Below are 17207 nucleotides of genomic sequence, written 5' to 3' on the forward strand. Positions count from 1 at the left end.
ATTTACGTTTATTTGCACTTGCTTTAACATGCGTAGAATCAATAAATACATGTTCAGCACTAATCAACTTTTTATCAGAAGCTTCTTTTAGAATGCGGTAGAAGATTTTTTGAAATAGATCTGTATCTTTGAAACGTCTTTCATAGTTTTTTCCGAAGGTTGAGAAGTGGGGAACTTTATCATGAAACCCAAAACCTAAGAACCAACGATAAGCAAGGTTTGTTTCAATTTCTTCAATAGTTTTGCGCATAGAGCGAATACCGAAGGTATATTGAATAAAAGCCATCTTAATTAATACAACAGGGTCAATACTTGGGCGACCACGTTCAGATGAATACATATTCTCAACTAATTTATATATAAATGAAAAATCAATAGCAGCTTCTATCTTACGAACCAAGTGATTTTCAGGAACCAGCTGGTCTAAAGTAATCATTTCTAATTGATCTCGATTTACTTGTGTATTTTTAGTAAGCATTTCAATATCACCTCGATATTCTATGACATAATTATACAAAAAATGTCGACAAAATCCTTTAAAAAAGGATTTTGTCGACAGTCTGAAAGATGTAATCAAATGATTACATCTTTTTGCAATTTTTCATTATGAAATTTGAAGCATCCGATCTAAAGCTAATTTTGCATCACAAGCAATATCTTGACTTACTTGAATCCTATTATGTTCGTTGCCTTCCTCGATGGAATCCAGACACCAAACTAAATGCGGGAGGTCAATTCGATTCATCGTTAAACATGGGCACATATGTGGATTTAATGAAATAATATGTTTATCAGGATGATTTTTGATAAGTCTGTTAACCAAATTCATCTCCGTCCCTATAGCCCAAGAAGAACCAGATTCTGCTTTCTCAATGGCATTAATAATATAACTGGTTGAACCCGACAGATCTGCTAATTCTACAACCTCCCTACGGCATTCTGGATGGACAATAATTTTCATCTCCGGATATTTACGGCGGGTATCATACACATTTTGGAAGGTAAAGTTTTCATGTACGGAACAATGCCCTTTCCAAAGAATCACTTTAACCCGTGAGATATCTCCCTCATATTCAAGTTTGTCCTCGATTGGATTCCAGATGGCCATTTCTTCTAAACCAACACCCAAATTGAACGCCGTATTTCTACCTAAATGCTGATCAGGCAAAAATAGTATGCGTTCTTTCTGTTCAAATGCCCAAGTAACCATTTTTTCTGCATTAGATGAAGTTACCGTCGCACCACCATGAGAGCCAACGAACGCTTTAATAGAAGCAGTTGAATTGACATAAGTTAAAGGAAGAATGGTTTCTCCGTAAATCTCCTGCAGTTTTTCCCATGCTCTTTCTGTTTGTTGGATATCAGCCATATCTGCCATCGAACAGCCTGCACGCATATCAGGCAAGAAAACCTTTTGATTCTGACTGGTTAATATATCAGCCGTTTCTGCCATAAAATGAACGCCACAAAAAACAATAAATTCAGCATCCTTATTTTCAGCAGACAATTGTGCCAGTTTTAATGAATCTCCCGTTGCATCAGCAAACTGAATGACTTCATCCTTTTGATAGTGATGGCCAGGGATATAAAGTCGCTTGCCTAGCTTTTCCTTAACTTCTGCTACTCGCTCCTCCAGCATTTTTTGTGACATTTGCTTGTACCTTTCAGGAATCATTTTATTGGTTTGTAAAGTTGCCAACAAACTCATACTATTCCTCTCCTTTCTCCCACAAAACTTTTACACTGATATCCAAAGCTTGATAGGAATGAGTTAAAAATCCTAGTGAAATGTAATTTACCCCGGTGTCGCGGTAATTCGCCAAGTTGCTTAATTGAATTCCGCCTGATGCCTCAGTAATAATTTCTGGTGGTACCAATTTGATTAATTCCTTTATTTCAGCTGGTGTCCGGTTATCAAACATAATCACATCCACACCAGCTTGAACGGCTTCAATCGTTTGATCTTCTGTTTCAACTTCTACTTCCACTTTCACCATATGGCCTACCTGTTTTCGAACAGTTTCTACAGCATGGCGAATTGAACCAGCGAAGGAAATATGGTTATCTTTGATCATTACCCCATCATATAAACCAAAGCGATGATTATATCCACCCCCACAGCGAACCGCATACTTTTCAAGCATTCGCAAGCCTGGAGTTGTTTTTCTCGTATCACAAATTTTAGTAAAATCACTATTAAGAGTTTGCACTGCCTTATGGGTTAAAGTCGCAATACCGCTCATTCGCTGGATTAGATTTAGTACCACTCTTTCCCCTTTAAGCAAGTCACTAATATTTCCTGAAACGCGGGCAATCTGTTGGCCTTTTTCAATTGGTGTGCCATCTTTTACAAGTACTACAGTTTGGATTTCAGAATTTAATAGCTGAAATCCAGTATGAATAATTTCTTCACCACAAAAAATTCCATTATCCTTTGCTAGAAAAACAATTTCTCCCCTTGTATTGTCTGTAAAAATTAAATCTGTCGTCATATCTTGGTCGCCAATGTCTTCCATAAAAAAACTTTCAAGTAGTGAGCGCAGTTTCAATTTGTTCATAGCGTTTCTCCATTTCCCATTTTTGCTGAATAATTGATTTCCTTAACCATCTTTCATTATCTTCTGTTGGAAAATCCATGCGGTAATGACCCCCACGGCTTTCCGTTCTCTGTAAAGCCGCTTCAGTTATGAGGTTGGCAGTGAATAACATAAAAATCTTAGTTAATTCAGAAATTGAAAAATGATCAAAGGAGCTAATTTCTTCCAGTTTGAATTGTTCTAGCCACTTTTTCTGTTTTTTCAAAGACATTTCGCTACGGACGATTCCGACCCGTTCCATCATGAATTCTTGTATTTCCTGGATGTCCGGCAATTTACGTGACCTTTGACAGCCTTTTTTATGATTAGAAACCTCAATTTCAATAGGATCTTGTTGTACTGTATTCAACCATTCTGCTAATTTTTTCCCTTGATATAATCCTTCCAACAACGAATTACTAGCTAGTCGATTGGCACCATGTAGCCCCGTACAAGCAGATTCCCCGATTGCATATAATCCCGGTATCGACGTACGGCCAATCAAATCCGTTTTAATCCCGCCCATCATGAAATGACTACCTGGAACAACTGGAATCTTTCCTTTTGTCAAATCCACTCCATGTTTTTCACAAAGTTCCGTTATTTGTGGGAACCTATTCTTAAAATTTTTTATACTAGTAATATCCAAATATACCTGACTGCCATTTTTTAAATATTCGTGGATGGTTTGTGAAACAATATGCCTCGGAGCAAGGTCTTTGAATGGATGGACACCTTCCATAATAGGTGTACCATTCTCATCCACAAGGATGGCTCCTTCTCCTCTTACGGCCTCTGATATAAGTCCTTTTGTGTCTCCATTCACAAATAAAAGCGTCGGATGAAATTGTATAAACTCCATATCCATGATCTCAGCACCGGCCAGATAAGCCAAGGCGATCCCATCCCCTGTTACTGTTTTGGCATTGGAAGAATATTTGTACAATTGACCACAACCACCGGTAGCCAAGATAATATGATTACCATAATAAATCTCCTGGCTTTCGTCCTGTCGTTTTACTTTGACGCCAATGCAACGGGTTCCCTCACTATTTAAAACTAATTCATAGGCAAAACTATCCTCTTCTACTTTCAAATTTGGCGGGAGTTTTTCAATGAAATATTCACTCAAATTTTTCCCCGTTGCATCTCCACCGGAATGGACAATCCTGTGTTCTCTATGTGCGCCTTCCATCCCTAAAGAGAACTCTCCATTTGAATCCATATCAAACACATTTCCTTTTCCGGAAATATCCCGAATCAATGATGGTGCTTCATATATGATTTGTTTGGCAGCTTCAAGGTGATTGTGAAACCTTCCTGCCTCCAACGTATCAGTTAAGTGTTTTGACGGATGGTCATTCACTCCGATAGCAGCTGCAATCCCACCTTGAGCCAAGTATGAATTCGATAATCTGAGTTTTGATTTTGTGAGAAGTCTCACATTTTTATCCTCATTCAAATGAACAGCTAACTGTAAAGCAGCTATCCCACTACCAATAATGATTACATCAGCCTTTATCATGTGTAGGCCCTCCTGGATTTACAGGTGTCTTGACATATATATTTACACATAATTAAACTAAAAACAAGAGGTTAATAGAAAAATAGTATTGGAGAATGGATATGATCTATTTTGATTATGCTGCTACAACCCCTTTAGATATGGATTGTGCTGAGGTATATGTAAAGGTTTCAAGGGAGTTTTTTGGTAATTCTAATAGTCTTCACGATCGAGGCGGCCAAGCTGCCGACATTCTGGAAAACTGCCGTGCAGAATTAGCCCGACTTTTAGGGATTCGCAAACAAGGTCTTTATTTTACTAGCGGCGGTTCTGAAGGAAATTTTCTAGCAATAGAGGCGTTATTATCTTCTGGTAAAAAGAAAGGAAAACATATCATTGCTGGGATGGCTGAGCATTATTCTATCCATGGAACTTTAAGACGTTTGAAAGATCTAGGGTATGATATTACGTATTTACCCTATACTTCAACCGGATTAATTGATCCTGATGTCCTTCAAAAATCCATTCAACCAGAAACCGTTTTGGCCATCGTTCAGCATGTAAATTCAGAGATCGGTACCATACAGCCTATCCAAGAAATCGGAGAAATTTGCCGGAATCATAATATATTTTTGCATTGTGACGCAGTCCAGTCATTTGGAAAAATCAATGTAATTTCCATTGTGCCATATGTAAGTAGTTTATCTTTTTCGGGACATAAAATTTATGGTCCAAAGGGTATTGGCGGGGTTTACATTGATCCGTCCATTGACTGGAAACCATTTTTTCCCGGAACCTCACATGAAAAAGGATTCCGTCCTGGTACAGTAAATGTTCCTGGAATTGCGGCAATGACGGTTGCTGCTCAAAAAATTTTTAAAAGAATGCAAGTAGATTATGATCAATTTTTACAATTACGAAACTTCTTTATTACAGCACTGGAGCCAATTTTAGATCGGGTTAAGATTTACCAGGCCCCTATAAATCATCAACTTCCTAGTATCCTTGGCATGAGTATTACTGGGATTGAGGGTCAATGGATCATGCTGGAATGCAATCGTTTAGGATTTGAAATTTCGACAGGAAGTGCCTGCCATGTTGGTATGCAATCCCCAGCAATGATAACTAAAGCATTAGGGCTAGATAAGATTAAAGCAAAAGAATTTATACGGATTTCTTTTGGGCAAGCGACAACAGAGGAAGATGTTAAGAAATTAGCAAATGGTATTGTCAGTATTGTAGAGAATTATCCAGGCTCAGTTGTTATTCCATAAGCAGTATGTATGTTAGAATAGGATAACAGAGATGTTCTAGGAGGAGTTATATGACAGAGCAAAAGAAAATTTTAGGGGAGGAAAGAAGAGCCTTCCTATTACAACTATTAAAGGAGAGCGACACCCCGCTTACAGGAAGTGATCTGGCTTCTAGGACAAATGTAAGTAGACAAGTTATTGTAGGTGACATTACACTGCTGAAGGCAAAAAATGAGCCGATCATTGCCACTAGCCAGGGGTATATGTATTTGAAACAAAACAACAGTACTCTCGTATATGAAAAAACGATTGCCTGTCGCCATACACCAAACGAAGCTGAAAAAGAGCTAAATATTCTTGTCGACCATGGAGTGACGGTGAAGGATGTCAAAATTGAACATGCCGTCTATGGAGATCTTACTGCTTCTATAATGGTTTCAAATAGGCAGGAGGTTAAGCAGTTTTTGGAAAAACTCAGGAAAACAAATGCTTCCTTATTGTCTGAATTAACAGGCGGGGTACATCTTCATACGATCACAGCAAGCAATAAGTCAGCTTTAGATAAGGCTGAAAATGCACTTAAGGAAGCCGGCATATTATTGGAATCTTAAAAAGGGGCAGTCCAGAAAGTCGTATTTTCGACGTCTGTATGCCCCCTTTTTATGCTTCTAATTTTTTTTATTTGTACAATTTTGTTTACTGGGTTTTCGTTAATTTATCCATAATATTAATTTTTCCAAATTCTTAATCTAATCCGATATTCACTGAGGGGTAACTTCCGAGTACCTTGACACCACATCCAAGTGCTTCCAGTTCAGCAATCGCTCCCGGTATTAACACATCATCCAGTTTCATTTCCAGATCAATTATAAAAAAGTAATTTCCGATACCAGTTTTCATTGGCCGTGATTCGATTTTCGAAAGGTCCAGTTTCCTCCATGCAAAGGCAGAAAGCACCTGATGAAGCGCACCTGCCTGATTAGAAGGAAGTGTCACCATTAACGTCGTTTTCCAATGTGTTGAACCACTTAGTGCCGCAAAATCAAAATTCTTTTGAGTTGCCAATATTACAAACCGAGTATGGTTATGATCGAAATCATGAATATTTCTTTTAACAATGGAAAGTCCATACACTTCTGCAGCCAATTCATTCGCAATGGCCGCAATATTTTGCATCGGTGTTTCCTTGACCAGCTGGGCAGCTGCTGCGGTAGAAGACACACTTTCAAACGGCACTCCTTTTAGATGATGATGTAGAAATTTATAGCACTGAGCAATCGCATGGGAATGGCTATACACCCTTGACACTTGTTGCCAGTTCTCCGCATTTTCTGGATGCACCATCAAATGCTGCTTAATTGGAAGAGTAACCTCACCGACAATAGGAATTTGTACCACATGTGTTAAATAATCTAGGGTAATATTAACCGAACCCTCTAAGGCATTTTCTAAAGGAACGACGGCTAAATCTACCTGTCCTTCTACTACTGCATCCATACACTCTGGAATCGTTTGAAAAGGGAACGGAGTAAATCCCGAAAATACCTTTTTGACTGCTAATTCTGTAAATGTTGCTTTGGGTCCTAAGTAACCTACATTCAAAACTCTCTACTCCCTTTGCCATAATTAAATAAATTTTCAGAAATAAATGAATAAAAAAGTACTAGTGTCCTTGTAAAAGTGTATGGCTATTGCTTATACAATCGACCCTCCCACTACCAAGGCACTTGTACTAACCATTCTTGAATGGAAAAATTCTTTCTGATTGTTAAAAAGAAAGCTGAGAGCCTCCGCAAGTGGATAAATGTCCACTATGCGCCTGTTCCCAGCACTTCTACCTTTTCAACAAATTCGAGTTTTCTCAGTTCCGAAAGTAAATCATCTATATCATTGGTCATTCCTGATGTATTTAAAGACAGAGTGACGTTCGCTCGACCCTGGAGAGGAATCGTTTGGTGTATTGTTAAGATATTACAGCCTGATAAAGCAACCACACTTAACAATTTTGACAGGGTACCCGAGCGATCCTCCAAATGGAAAAATAACGAGATGATCCGTTCCTTCGTAACTGCGGAAAAAGAAAAAACAGTGTCCCTATATTTATAAAATGCACTTCTACTTAGATCAACCTTTTGAACAGCTTCTCCAATTGACTCCGCTTTGCCTCGCTCGAGTAAATCCTTCGCTTCAATCGTTTTTTTCATTGCTTCGGATAAGACATCCTCACGGACCAAATAAAATTTTTTCTCAGTGTGATCCATTCTTATCTACCTACCCTTAGGGAACCTGCATTATTCAACAAATTCAAATTCAAAATCTAACAGTTTTACAATATCCCCGTCTTTTGCCCCTCTTTGCCTTAAAGCGTCGTCCACTCCAAGTCCTCGAAGCTGGCGGGCAAAACGACGCACTGATTCATCTCTTGAAAAATCGGTCATTTTGAATAATTTTTCTAATTTTTCACCAGAAAGGACAAAAGAACCGTCCGGATCGCGAGTAATAGTAAATGGTTCCGTTTCTGTCTCATGTTTGTATACCACACGGTGAACGCCCGATTCTTCCTCTTCATGCTGAAGTGGAAACTCCGGTGTTTCTTCAATTTTATCAGCAATGGCAAACAATAGCTCACGCAAACCTTTTCTCGAAATCGCAGAAATTGGAAAAATCATACAATCATCTTGAAGTTTTTCTTTGAATTTTTTTAAATTCTCTTCTGCCTCTGGCATATCCATCTTATTTGCTACAATGATTTGCGGGCGCTCCGTTAAGCGGAGATTGTATTCCTTTAATTCTCGATTAATCGTCAAGTAATCCTCGTAAGGATCTCTACCCTCCATGGCAGCCATATCAATAACATGGACAATAACTCTTGTTCGTTCAATATGCCGTAAAAACTGATGTCCTAGACCTACACCTGCATGTGCCCCTTCAATCAATCCTGGAAGATCGGCCATAACGAAGCTTCTCCCATCTTCAGTTTCTACCACACCTAGGTTTGGAACTATGGTAGTAAAGTGATATTCTGCAATTTTTGGTCGAGCGGAAGATACGACTGACAACAGCGTTGATTTACCGACACTAGGAAAGCCAACTAGTCCGACATCTGCCAGTAATTTTAATTCTAAAATTACGTCCCGCTCCTGACCTGGTTCCCCATTTTCAGCGATTTCTGGGGCTGGATTTGCTGGTGTAGCAAAGCGGATATTTCCTCGTCCACCGCGACCTCCTTTAGCAATAACGGCCCTTTGACCATGTTCTACCAGGTCAGCAATAACCTCTTTTGTTTCTGCGTCCATAACAACTGTCCCAGGAGGCACTTTGACAATCATATCCTTCGCTCCTCGGCCATGCTGGCCCTTGGACATGCCATGCTCTCCGCGAGGCGCTTTAAAATGACGTTGATAACGGAAATCCATTAACGTCCGTAATCCCTCATCCACTTCAAATACGACGTCCGCACCTTTCCCGCCGTCACCTCCAGCAGGACCTCCCTTTGGGACATATTTTTCACGGCGGAACGCGACCATCCCATTACCTCCGTCTCCGCCTTTCACATAAATTTTCACTTGATCGACAAACATTTTCTTTCATCCTCCTGTCTGGATGGAAAAATAACTAATGATTGCAATGAGAGCCACGAAAGCCTTAATATCCCAACCTATAAAGCTGGTAAAAAGGACTCTATAGTGAGTTCATTGTCGGTGAATTCTTTGATCTCAAGTTCCATGTCCGGTACATACGTTTGATCAAGGAATTGTTCAATCAACTTTCTATTTATTATTATCCCGCTAAAGTCAAAAAAGAAACGAATTCCATCAGATTGCGGTTCAATCGTGATAGATAAATGGTTTTCCTGAAAAACCTCTACTGATTGATCCAAACAAGTAAAAAAAGAGCTGGTCCAATCCGTTAGGGCTTTATCATTGACAGTTATGTATTCTGGATCTTCAAAAATCTCATACTCGAGTTGAAAGGAGCGGTTTTCCCAATTCGTTCGCAGCAATAAAGTAACAAATTGCGGCATTGGTAAATTTGAGAGCTTCGTCTCATGCTGGGCTTCGATCACAATCTGATTAATGACTTCTTTTGCCCGTTCAATTCGATTTAAATCTAAGTTTCCCTTAATGAGCTGCAGCCTGTTTAACCAGTCATGCCTCGAGTGCCGCAAAATCTCGATCATATCCCATTCTTTCTCCATACCGTACTCTCCCAATTTATTATCGGAAAACTGTTTGCTGATAGTATATCAAAAAAACAACCTATAGTAAGCAATTTTATATGATTATTACAGGGTGAAATGCTCAATCTATGAAATATAAACCCTCAAATTGGTGGAAGTTTTTTCCTCTATCACAGAAAAAGAAAACCCTAACCAGCTTGGTTAGAGTTTTCAATCAACTTAAGCTTCTTGAGCTACAGGATAAACACTTACTCTCTTACGATCACGACCTACGCGCTCAAACTTAACCACGCCGTCGATCTTAGCAAATAGAGTATCGTCGCCACCACGTCCAACGTTTACACCTGGATAAATCTTTGTACCGCGTTGACGATAAAGAATAGAACCACCAGTAACGAACTGACCATCTGCACGCTTCGCACCAAGACGCTTCGCGATAGAGTCACGTCCGTTCTTTGTAGAACCTACTCCCTTTTTAGATGCAAACAGCTGAAGATCCAATTTTAATAGCATTTATTCCACCTCCTGCTTTTTGAAGGTTATTTTCATGTGCTCACCATACTCTTCTTCAATCGTCTGTAAGGAAACTATCATACCCTCGAGAAGAAGCTGTACTCTCTCTTGAATGTTTTCCGAAAGGTCCTTCGGAAGAACACAGCGGAGAAAGCCATCGCCTTGTTCAATCTCTGGAGTCACACCAGTCAAGGCATGTATGGCATTGATTGTACCTATGGACACAGCAGATACACCTGCACAAACTATATCCTTGCCCCGCTCGGCAAAAAAGGCATGACCACTAATGACAAACGAATGAATGGAATGGGACTTCATCCGATAAAACGTAACGTTGATCATCTATAAATCCATTACCTTACGCGTTGATTTTTTCGATAACAACTTTAGTGTAAGGTTGACGATGACCTTGTTTTTTACGTTGGTTTTTCTTCGCTTTGTACTTGAAAACGATAATTTTCTTTTGACGGCCTTGTTTTTCAACTTTCGCTGTAACAGTAGCACCTTCAACAACAGGATTTCCTACCTTTACAGTTTCACCGCCAACGAAAAGAACCTTGTCAAAAGTAACTGTATCGCCAGCTTCTGCATTTAATTTTTCAATGTAGATTGCTTGGCCTTCTTCGACTTTAAGTTGCTTACCGCCAGTTTCGATAATTGCGTACATGAACTGCACCTCCTTATAAACTCAGACTCGCCAAACACAGGCGTTTATGCTAGGCATAAATCTTAAAACCTGGTCTGTGCGGTTGTAGCACAGGTGCTACAAACATAACGTTACAATCTTAACATGTTATAAGAAATCATGTCAATATTAATCGAATGTTTTTTGGGATATTTCCCGCTCATCGCCAAATTGTTTCAAGATAAAATAGTGATGGGTAGAAGGCTTAGTTAAGAAATATATTTTTAATTGAAGTGATTGTTCTAAGAAGTCTTTATGAGATAATAATGCCGTCCTCACTGCTTCAGTAGTTTCCACTAAAACAGCTTCAAATTCAGAATGACGGTGTTCCAATAGCTCGCGTTCAAGACGGAAAGCGACAGTCTCTGCGCTTAGTATTCGTCCGGTTCCTTCGCAAACTGGGCATTTTTCCTGCATGGCTTCAGATAAAGTGATTTTCGTTTTCTTTCTTGTTAGTTGAAGAATGCCAAGAGGAGTAAACCCAATCAGTTTTGTCTGCTTTTCATCTTGTTTCAATTCAGCTGCCATTGTATTTAAAATGAGCTGCTTGTCCTTTTCACGGCTCATATCAATAAAATCAATTAAAACTATTCCACCGATGTCACGAAGGCGAAGTTGTCGTACAATTTCCCGAGCAGCAAGCTGATTCGTTTTAACCACCGTTTCCTGATAATCCGCTTTGCCCGAAAATTTCCCGGTATTGACATCAATGATCGTTAATGCCTCTGTTTCATCAAAGATCAAATAGGCCCCAAGATCTAACCAGACAATCCTTTTTAATGCTTTATTGATTTCATGCTCTATTCGATGTGTCGAAAAAATATTTTCTTTTCCATTATAATAGCTACAAGTTACCCGAGCATTTTTCTCCTCAAGTAATTTCTTCATGGGCAAGTCATCGACAATCACTTCCCCAGAGGACATACGTAACACTTGATCAATAATCATTTCGGTAAAACTGTCTTTTTGAACGAGTACACCTGGCTTTTTTAAATGGCCTGCTCTATGCAGTATATCCTGATAAGTAATGCGTAATTGATCGATTTCTTTTTGGATTTCTTCTTCTTTACATGTCAAAGAAGATGTTCGAAAAATTAACCCTTCCTCTTCTGTCTTCAAACGTCTTCCCAAGTTGCGAAGGGCTGTTTTTTTCGATTCATCTGCAATTTTTTTCGATACAGCCACATATTGACCTTTAGGTAGATAAATTAGATTTTGTCCTTGAATCTCTATAATTCCTGTTACTTTCGGGCCTTTTGTACCAGTGGCATCCTTTTCGACCTGAACAAGCAATTTTTCCCCTTGGTGGACGAACGAAGAGATATTGCCTCCTTTTTCTTTTGCTAATGTATAAGAAGGGATCTGGTCGCGATGCAAATACGCATTTTTTTCTTCCCCAATATCGATGAAAACTGCATTCATTCCAGGCAAAACCTTTGTTACCGTCCCATAATAAATATTACCGACCAGAGAACGCTCTTCTGGCCGGTCCAATACAATCTTTTCTACTCGGTTATTGCGCAAGTAGGCAAATCTTTTTTCAGTTGAATGATAATTTATAATTAATGTTTCCAAACTGCCGGCCTCACTTTAATAAAAAATAACGATGATCACTTTCCAGCTTCAGCCCCCTAGTCTGAGCGCTTCCACTTTTATCTCCATTATAACCAATTAATATAAAAAGAGAAGATCACCGATTTTGTCTGTCAGCCGTTTTTCTGTAAAAAAGGCGTGCAGCAATTCATTTTCATCCAATACACGTTTTTCTCTTTCTTCTGTCTCAACAATGATTGGATGCTTACAGTCACGCTGAAATTTTTCCAATACATGGATCAACAAATCCTGTTCACTTGCCTGGATAGGAATAAGAGCAGATGGGTTTGATTTTTTGCCATAGTATCTTTCTAGTAAAAATCGCATAAAAATATAGCGCCGCTGTTTCCACTCATAATAGAGGGAAAACGATAAAAAGCCGATAATGATCCAAACATTGATATTTGCCGGTGCAGTTAATAACACTAATAACGAAAACAAGCATAAGCTAATGATCGAGATTATAAGTGTCAACTGGTGGGCATTTGAAAAGGGGAATTTTAATGAAAGTAGTAATAAGACCAGTTTGCCACCGTCTAGCGGCCAAACTGGAAACAAATTAAATATAAAAATCATCAAATTGTATTGTAGAAAAAGTTGAAATAAGTCCTCCGACATTATGTTTAACGAAACTAACCCGTAGGAGATCGCCACCATCCATACATGTTGAAGTGGTCCAGCCAAAACGACAATAGCCTCTTCCTTTAACGGACGATTACCATGCTCATCCATTTCAGCTACGCCACCAAATGGCAAAAGGGTGATTCTTTTGATTCTCCAAGAAAAAAAAGAAGCCGCAGCAGCATGCCCCATTTCATGGATAAAAATGATTGCAAGAAGTAAACAAACTTCCACAAAGTGCGCTGTGACAACAGCAAGGCCTATGACAATCCATAACAGTGGATGAATATGAACATGACGAAGCAACTCAATAGCTTTATTCAAGACGGATCACCTGGATCGGGTCGATGAATTCATCACCTTTTTTTACTGCAAAATAATATTGCCCTTTTGTTTTGTCCTCCCCTTTTGAATCTGATACCGTACCAATCTCTGTGCTCTTTTCGATATATTCATATGGTTTTACCTTGATATTTTCCAGATTTGCATACCATGTTTCGGTCTTGTCCCCATGCTGAATGATCACCGTTTCGCCAAGTCCCTCTTTTACTCCCACAAATTCGACCATTCCACCTTTAATGGATTGAACAGGTGATCCTTTGATTGTCTCAATCATTATTCCTTGGCCGTTTTTCTCAAAATTTTCAAGGATTTTCCCTGATACCGGTACTGCTCCTTTATGATTTTCTTCCCTTTCGGCAGAAAGCTTTTCCTCATTAAAAGGAAGCAAGGCAAGTGGTTTGCCAAATCTTTCTTCATACCACTCCGCTACAGCCGCAAATTTAAAATCCTCATTCATCGTTTGGAGTATAACGTCCCTCACTGGCTCTAAACGTGCAGATTGATTACGAAACAAGATGGCTACTACAAGAAACAGCAATATCGAGGCAAGAATTTTGAAAAAGAATACTTCTTTTTTAAATAAGGGGTGTCCATCATCATCACCACCAGCCGAAGGAGGAATATAATTAAATTCATATTTTTCATCGTAATCAGGCCAAAACATCTGGTTGCCTGAACTTGTGGAGGCTGTTCCTTTTGCCTTTTTTCTTTTGGCAATTCGACGTCTTATTTCGTCGGGTGTAGACCGAGCCATACCATCATCCCTTTTCACACAGTTTGTACAATTTTATGAACGGGGTGGACAAAGTATGACTTTCATACGAAAAAGGCCTGTCCACAAATAATGTGAACAGGCTAATTCGTTTATCGTACTCCAAAAAATTTCTTTAATTTTGAAAACACACCTTGATTTTGGTTTTCCAATGATTGAAGTGGGATTGATTCACCAAGAATTCGGCGTGCAATATTACGATAAGCAATGGATGCCTTGCTATTTGGATTTAATGCAATAGGTTCACCGTGATTGGAGGCTCTAATAACCTCTTCATCGTCCGCAACAATTCCAATTAATTCGATGGACAAGTGTTGAGTAATTTCATCAAGATCAAGCATGTCACCACTCTTCATCATATGGTTGCGAATCCGATTTACAATTAGTTTTGGTGGCTCCATATGTTTTTCTTTTTCAAGAAGGCCGATGATTCGATCAGCATCCCGAACAGCAGATACTTCAGGTGTTGTGACAACAATAGCCTTATCCGCACCAGAAACTGCATTCTTATATCCCTGTTCTATACCGGCAGGGCAATCGATAATCACATAATCATAGTCTTGCTTTAATTCTTCAATTAATTCTTTCATTTGCTCAGCATTTACTGCAGATTTATCTACCGTTTGGGCTGCGGGAAGCAAGTACAAAAGTCCGTCAAAGCGCTTATCTTTAACCAATGCTTGATGTGTTTTGCATCTTTTTTCTATCACATCAACTAGGTCATAGATAATTCTATTCTCAAGCCCCATAACGACATCCAAGTTTCGAAGGCCGATGTCAGTATCTACTAAGCATACTTTTTTACCCTGAAGAGCTAGAGCAGTACCAATATTCGCAGAAGTTGTTGTTTTACCAACGCCGCCCTTCCCGGATGTAATTACTATTGCTTCTCCCACTTTAATGTCCCCCTTCTAATCTCGTTAAACTAGGCCTTAAATGAATTAAAGCTTGTAATCTATCAATGATAATTTGTTGGTTTTCATCTATGTAAGCACATTCCATTTCGCGGTTTTCTTTTTTTTCAACCTCATCCGGCGCCCGATTGATCTGTTCAGCTATACGAAGCTGAGAGGGCTTCATACTGGAAGCAGCAATGACAGCCTTCTCATTGCCAAAACAACCAGCATGGGCAATGCCCTTTAATACACCCATAATAAAAATATTGCCACCCGCAATAACCGTTCCCCCAGGATTCACATCGCCGATCAACAATAAATCTCCAGGTACTCTAAGAACCTGACCAGAACGAACAATTCTTGAGACTGTAATAACCTCTGTTTCTTGCTTAAGCCGAAGGGCTTCATCTATTGTAATCACATTTGATTCTATTTCTTCCACAACTAAATTTTTCTTTTGACGAATTAAATTCTTCAGCTCTTCCCGCTGATCTTCTGTGATATATCTATTGCCGACATCCACCCTGACAGGAATTAAGTGCCGATCCTCTTTTGACAACTGATTGGCTGAAAGTTTTTGATCTAGTTCCTTCTTAAGCTCTTCGTAAGAACAATTGTCATCAAGTTGAAGAACAAGGCCACCCTTTGTTCCTTTTATTGTAACATTTTGACGTTTTTTCATGGAGAATTTTTCACCTCAAAATAAAAAAGCATTTCCTAAATATTACACAAATTCCTGTTAAAAACACACGCTATCTTACATAAATTTCGACATGAAGCGTACATTCTCCTCTTTTTCAAAAAAGCTTTCTAAAAGGATCGAATGATAAGGAAAGCAATCGCAAAATAACGATTGCTAATATTTCCATCATATCATTCATCCCGTAAAGCTACAGCATATTTTTCAAACTGCCGTTTTAATGGGTACAAAGCAACAAGGATAAAGATGGCATTTAGTATCAAGGTAGGATAAAATCGCAAATTAATAAAAGTCATAAAATCAAGGTCTGTTACATGTATGAGAAAATTCATCTCATATACGCCCACTTCGAGTAAGGCAATTCCAAATAAGGTGGCAAGAAAGACAACAACGATGTTAGACTGCATCACTTGCATCACTTTTGAAATCAAATAGCAAACAAATGGAAACAAGAAAAAATAAATGCCGATAACTTCGATGTAGACAACGTCAACGAGTAGGCCAAAAATAGCTCCATAAATAATTCCTTGTTTCTTCCCCACATAAATGGTTAATAAAAGAAGAGCCGAGAATAAAAAGCGCGGGACAAGGATACGACTTCCAAATAAGTCAGATGGTAAAAACTGAACAAACAAACTTTCTAAAATAAACAGTAACAAAAACAAAAGAGGAAGAAGGAATTTTTTCATAGATCCTCCTCCTTCCCAGCTTTCATGGCATTCCTATCCGGTTGTGTCATTAACCGTTTTATAACGATAACATTTTCGATATCATAAAAATCTGCTCCAGGCTTAATAAGTGCGGTTTGATTAAGCCCATACTGGTCAGGCTTCACTTCTTCTACTTTTCCGATTATCAACCCTTTCGGAAACACGCCGCCCATACCAGAAGTAATAACGGTTTGACCCTTTTCTATTTTTTCACTAGATGGTATCGCCTTTACCATCAATAGTTTCTTCTTGGCATCAAAGCCCTGAACAAAACCATATACATCTTTTTCCCCTTGAATGACAGCTGAGATCCGGTTTTTTGGATCCATGGCACTCAATAGCTGAACAGTGGAGCTGAATTGGTTAACGCTTTTTACTTTCCCCACCAAGCCGGTGGCTGTTACCACCGCCATATTTTTCTCTATTCCATCTGTTTTACCCTTATTTATTATCATGATTTCATGCCAACGATCAGGATTTCTGCCGATTACTGTAGCCGGAAGTGGTTCAAAATCTCTCAAGGTTTGTTTTGCATCGAGAACGTCACGCAATTCCTTATTGTCTTTTTTCAATTCTTGAATTTCCGCTTCAAGACTGGCAAATTTTTCAACCCGTGATTTTAATTCTTTATTCTCTTCATATGTATTTTGCAAATCCTGGAGATTTTCAAAAAAGCCTGCTAAATAATTGGCAGGCCTTGAAACCAGGGATTGAAACCAGCCGGTTGTGTCCCTAACAAACTGCTCCGGCCAAGTTAGTTTACTCCTATCCCTTAAAGAAAACCCAATCAATGCCACGAGAACAATAATGCTGACGAGCAAAATAATCAGACGTTTATTCAAAAAGAACTGTGGCATGATAT

The 17207-nt window shown here is 39.0% G+C and carries 20 protein-coding genes and 1 other annotated feature; of the genes, 2 read left to right on the forward strand and 18 right to left on the reverse strand.

The genetic code is table 11. The annotated features are described in order from the left end of the window. The 4 genes from G4Z05_RS05400 to nadB form a co-directional block, all read right to left on the reverse strand. Positions 1 to 478, reverse strand: a 478-nt coding sequence (locus tag G4Z05_RS05400) for a transposase (RefSeq protein WP_205597402.1), incomplete at its 3' end; no start/stop codon positions are given. A gap of 126 nt (positions 479 to 604) precedes the next feature. Then, positions 605 to 1708: a quinolinate synthase NadA gene (gene nadA / locus G4Z05_RS05405; RefSeq protein ID WP_163250818.1), complete on the reverse strand. Its 1104-nt coding sequence runs from the start codon at positions 1706 to 1708 to the stop codon at positions 605 to 607. 1 nt (position 1709) lies between these two features. Then, on the reverse strand, positions 1710 to 2558 hold the full coding sequence (nadC, locus tag G4Z05_RS05410) for a carboxylating nicotinate-nucleotide diphosphorylase (protein ID WP_163250819.1): 849 nt from the start codon (positions 2556 to 2558) through the stop codon (positions 1710 to 1712). Next, entirely contained in the window at positions 2527 to 4101 is a 1575-nt protein-coding gene (gene nadB / locus G4Z05_RS05415) for an L-aspartate oxidase (protein ID WP_163250820.1), read from the reverse strand. Before nadB ends, nadC begins: the two co-directional genes overlap by 32 nt. 101 nt (positions 4102 to 4202) lie before the next feature. Between nadB and G4Z05_RS05420 the strand changes: the two genes are divergently transcribed. After that, entirely contained in the window at positions 4203 to 5354 is a 1152-nt protein-coding gene (locus G4Z05_RS05420; protein WP_163250973.1) for an IscS subfamily cysteine desulfurase, read from the forward strand. A 50-nt stretch (positions 5355 to 5404) separates the two neighbouring features. Beyond that, on the forward strand, positions 5405 to 5944 hold the full coding sequence (locus tag G4Z05_RS05425) for a transcription repressor NadR (RefSeq protein ID WP_163250821.1): 540 nt from the start codon (positions 5405 to 5407) through the stop codon (positions 5942 to 5944). 133 nt (positions 5945 to 6077) lie between these two features. Here the strand turns inward: G4Z05_RS05425 and pheA are convergent, their stop codons facing one another. From pheA to mreC, 14 genes are all read right to left on the reverse strand, one after another. Continuing rightward, positions 6078 to 6935 carry a prephenate dehydratase gene (gene pheA, locus G4Z05_RS05430; protein ID WP_163250822.1) on the reverse strand — a complete coding sequence of 286 codons (858 nt, stop codon included), beginning with the start codon at positions 6933 to 6935 and terminating at the stop codon, positions 6078 to 6080. Positions 6936 to 7144: 209 nt separating this feature from the next. Next, positions 7145 to 7594 (reverse strand): ACT domain-containing protein, encoded by a 450-nt coding sequence (locus G4Z05_RS05435; protein WP_163250823.1) that lies wholly within the window; start codon positions 7592 to 7594, stop codon positions 7145 to 7147. Positions 7595 to 7624: 30 nt separating this feature from the next. Beyond that, positions 7625 to 8914, reverse strand: a complete 1290-nt coding sequence (gene obgE, locus G4Z05_RS05440; RefSeq protein WP_163250824.1) for a GTPase ObgE — start codon at positions 8912 to 8914, stop codon at positions 7625 to 7627. Positions 8915 to 8991: 77 nt separating this feature from the next. After that, on the reverse strand, positions 8992 to 9531 hold the full coding sequence (locus G4Z05_RS05445; RefSeq protein WP_163250825.1) for a sporulation initiation phosphotransferase B: 540 nt from the start codon (positions 9529 to 9531) through the stop codon (positions 8992 to 8994). Positions 9532 to 9732: 201 nt separating this feature from the next. After that, complete coding sequence (rpmA, locus tag G4Z05_RS05450) at positions 9733 to 10026, reverse strand: 50S ribosomal protein L27 (protein WP_038536486.1); 294 nt, start codon at positions 10024 to 10026, stop codon at positions 9733 to 9735. Further along, entirely contained in the window at positions 10027 to 10368 is a 342-nt protein-coding gene (locus G4Z05_RS05455) for a ribosomal-processing cysteine protease Prp (RefSeq protein WP_163250826.1), read from the reverse strand. It lies immediately after the preceding gene. Between the two features lie 16 nt (positions 10369 to 10384). Then, positions 10385 to 10693 carry a 50S ribosomal protein L21 gene (rplU, locus tag G4Z05_RS05460; protein WP_038536490.1) on the reverse strand — a complete coding sequence of 103 codons (309 nt, stop codon included), beginning with the start codon at positions 10691 to 10693 and terminating at the stop codon, positions 10385 to 10387. A 13-nt stretch (positions 10694 to 10706) separates the two neighbouring features. Next, positions 10707 to 10787 (reverse strand) — a sequence feature (ribosomal protein L21 leader region). Between the two features lie 53 nt (positions 10788 to 10840). Next, positions 10841 to 12286, reverse strand: coding sequence for an Rne/Rng family ribonuclease (locus tag G4Z05_RS05465; RefSeq protein ID WP_163250827.1), 1446 nt, complete (start codon positions 12284 to 12286; stop codon positions 10841 to 10843). 96 nt (positions 12287 to 12382) lie between these two features. Beyond that, positions 12383 to 13249: a site-2 protease family protein gene (locus G4Z05_RS05470; protein WP_163250828.1), complete on the reverse strand. Its 867-nt coding sequence runs from the start codon at positions 13247 to 13249 to the stop codon at positions 12383 to 12385. After that, complete coding sequence (locus G4Z05_RS05475) at positions 13242 to 14021, reverse strand: M23 family metallopeptidase (RefSeq protein ID WP_163250829.1); 780 nt, start codon at positions 14019 to 14021, stop codon at positions 13242 to 13244. Before G4Z05_RS05475 ends, G4Z05_RS05470 begins: the two co-directional genes overlap by 8 nt. A 110-nt stretch (positions 14022 to 14131) precedes the next feature. Further along, a complete protein-coding gene (minD, locus tag G4Z05_RS05480; protein ID WP_038536497.1) occupies positions 14132 to 14935 on the reverse strand; it encodes a septum site-determining protein MinD in 804 nt (267 codons plus the stop codon). A gap of 1 nt (position 14936) precedes the next feature. After that, on the reverse strand, positions 14937 to 15617 hold the full coding sequence (gene minC, locus G4Z05_RS05485; protein WP_163250830.1) for a septum site-determining protein MinC: 681 nt from the start codon (positions 15615 to 15617) through the stop codon (positions 14937 to 14939). Between the two features lie 191 nt (positions 15618 to 15808). Further along, on the reverse strand, positions 15809 to 16324 hold the full coding sequence (gene mreD, locus G4Z05_RS05490) for a rod shape-determining protein MreD (RefSeq protein WP_163250831.1): 516 nt from the start codon (positions 16322 to 16324) through the stop codon (positions 15809 to 15811). Then, the gene (gene mreC, locus G4Z05_RS05495) at positions 16321 to 17202 is read right to left on the reverse strand and encodes a rod shape-determining protein MreC (RefSeq protein ID WP_163250832.1); all 882 of its coding nucleotides are present in this window, start codon (positions 17200 to 17202) and stop codon (positions 16321 to 16323) included. The genes mreD and mreC overlap by 4 nt, the downstream gene beginning before the upstream one ends. Positions 17203 to 17207: the final 5 nt, after the last annotated feature.

Origin of the sequence: Neobacillus thermocopriae, assembly GCF_010975035.1 — a bacterium.
GTDB lineage: Bacteria > Bacillota > Bacilli > Bacillales > Cytobacillaceae > Neobacillus > Neobacillus thermocopriae.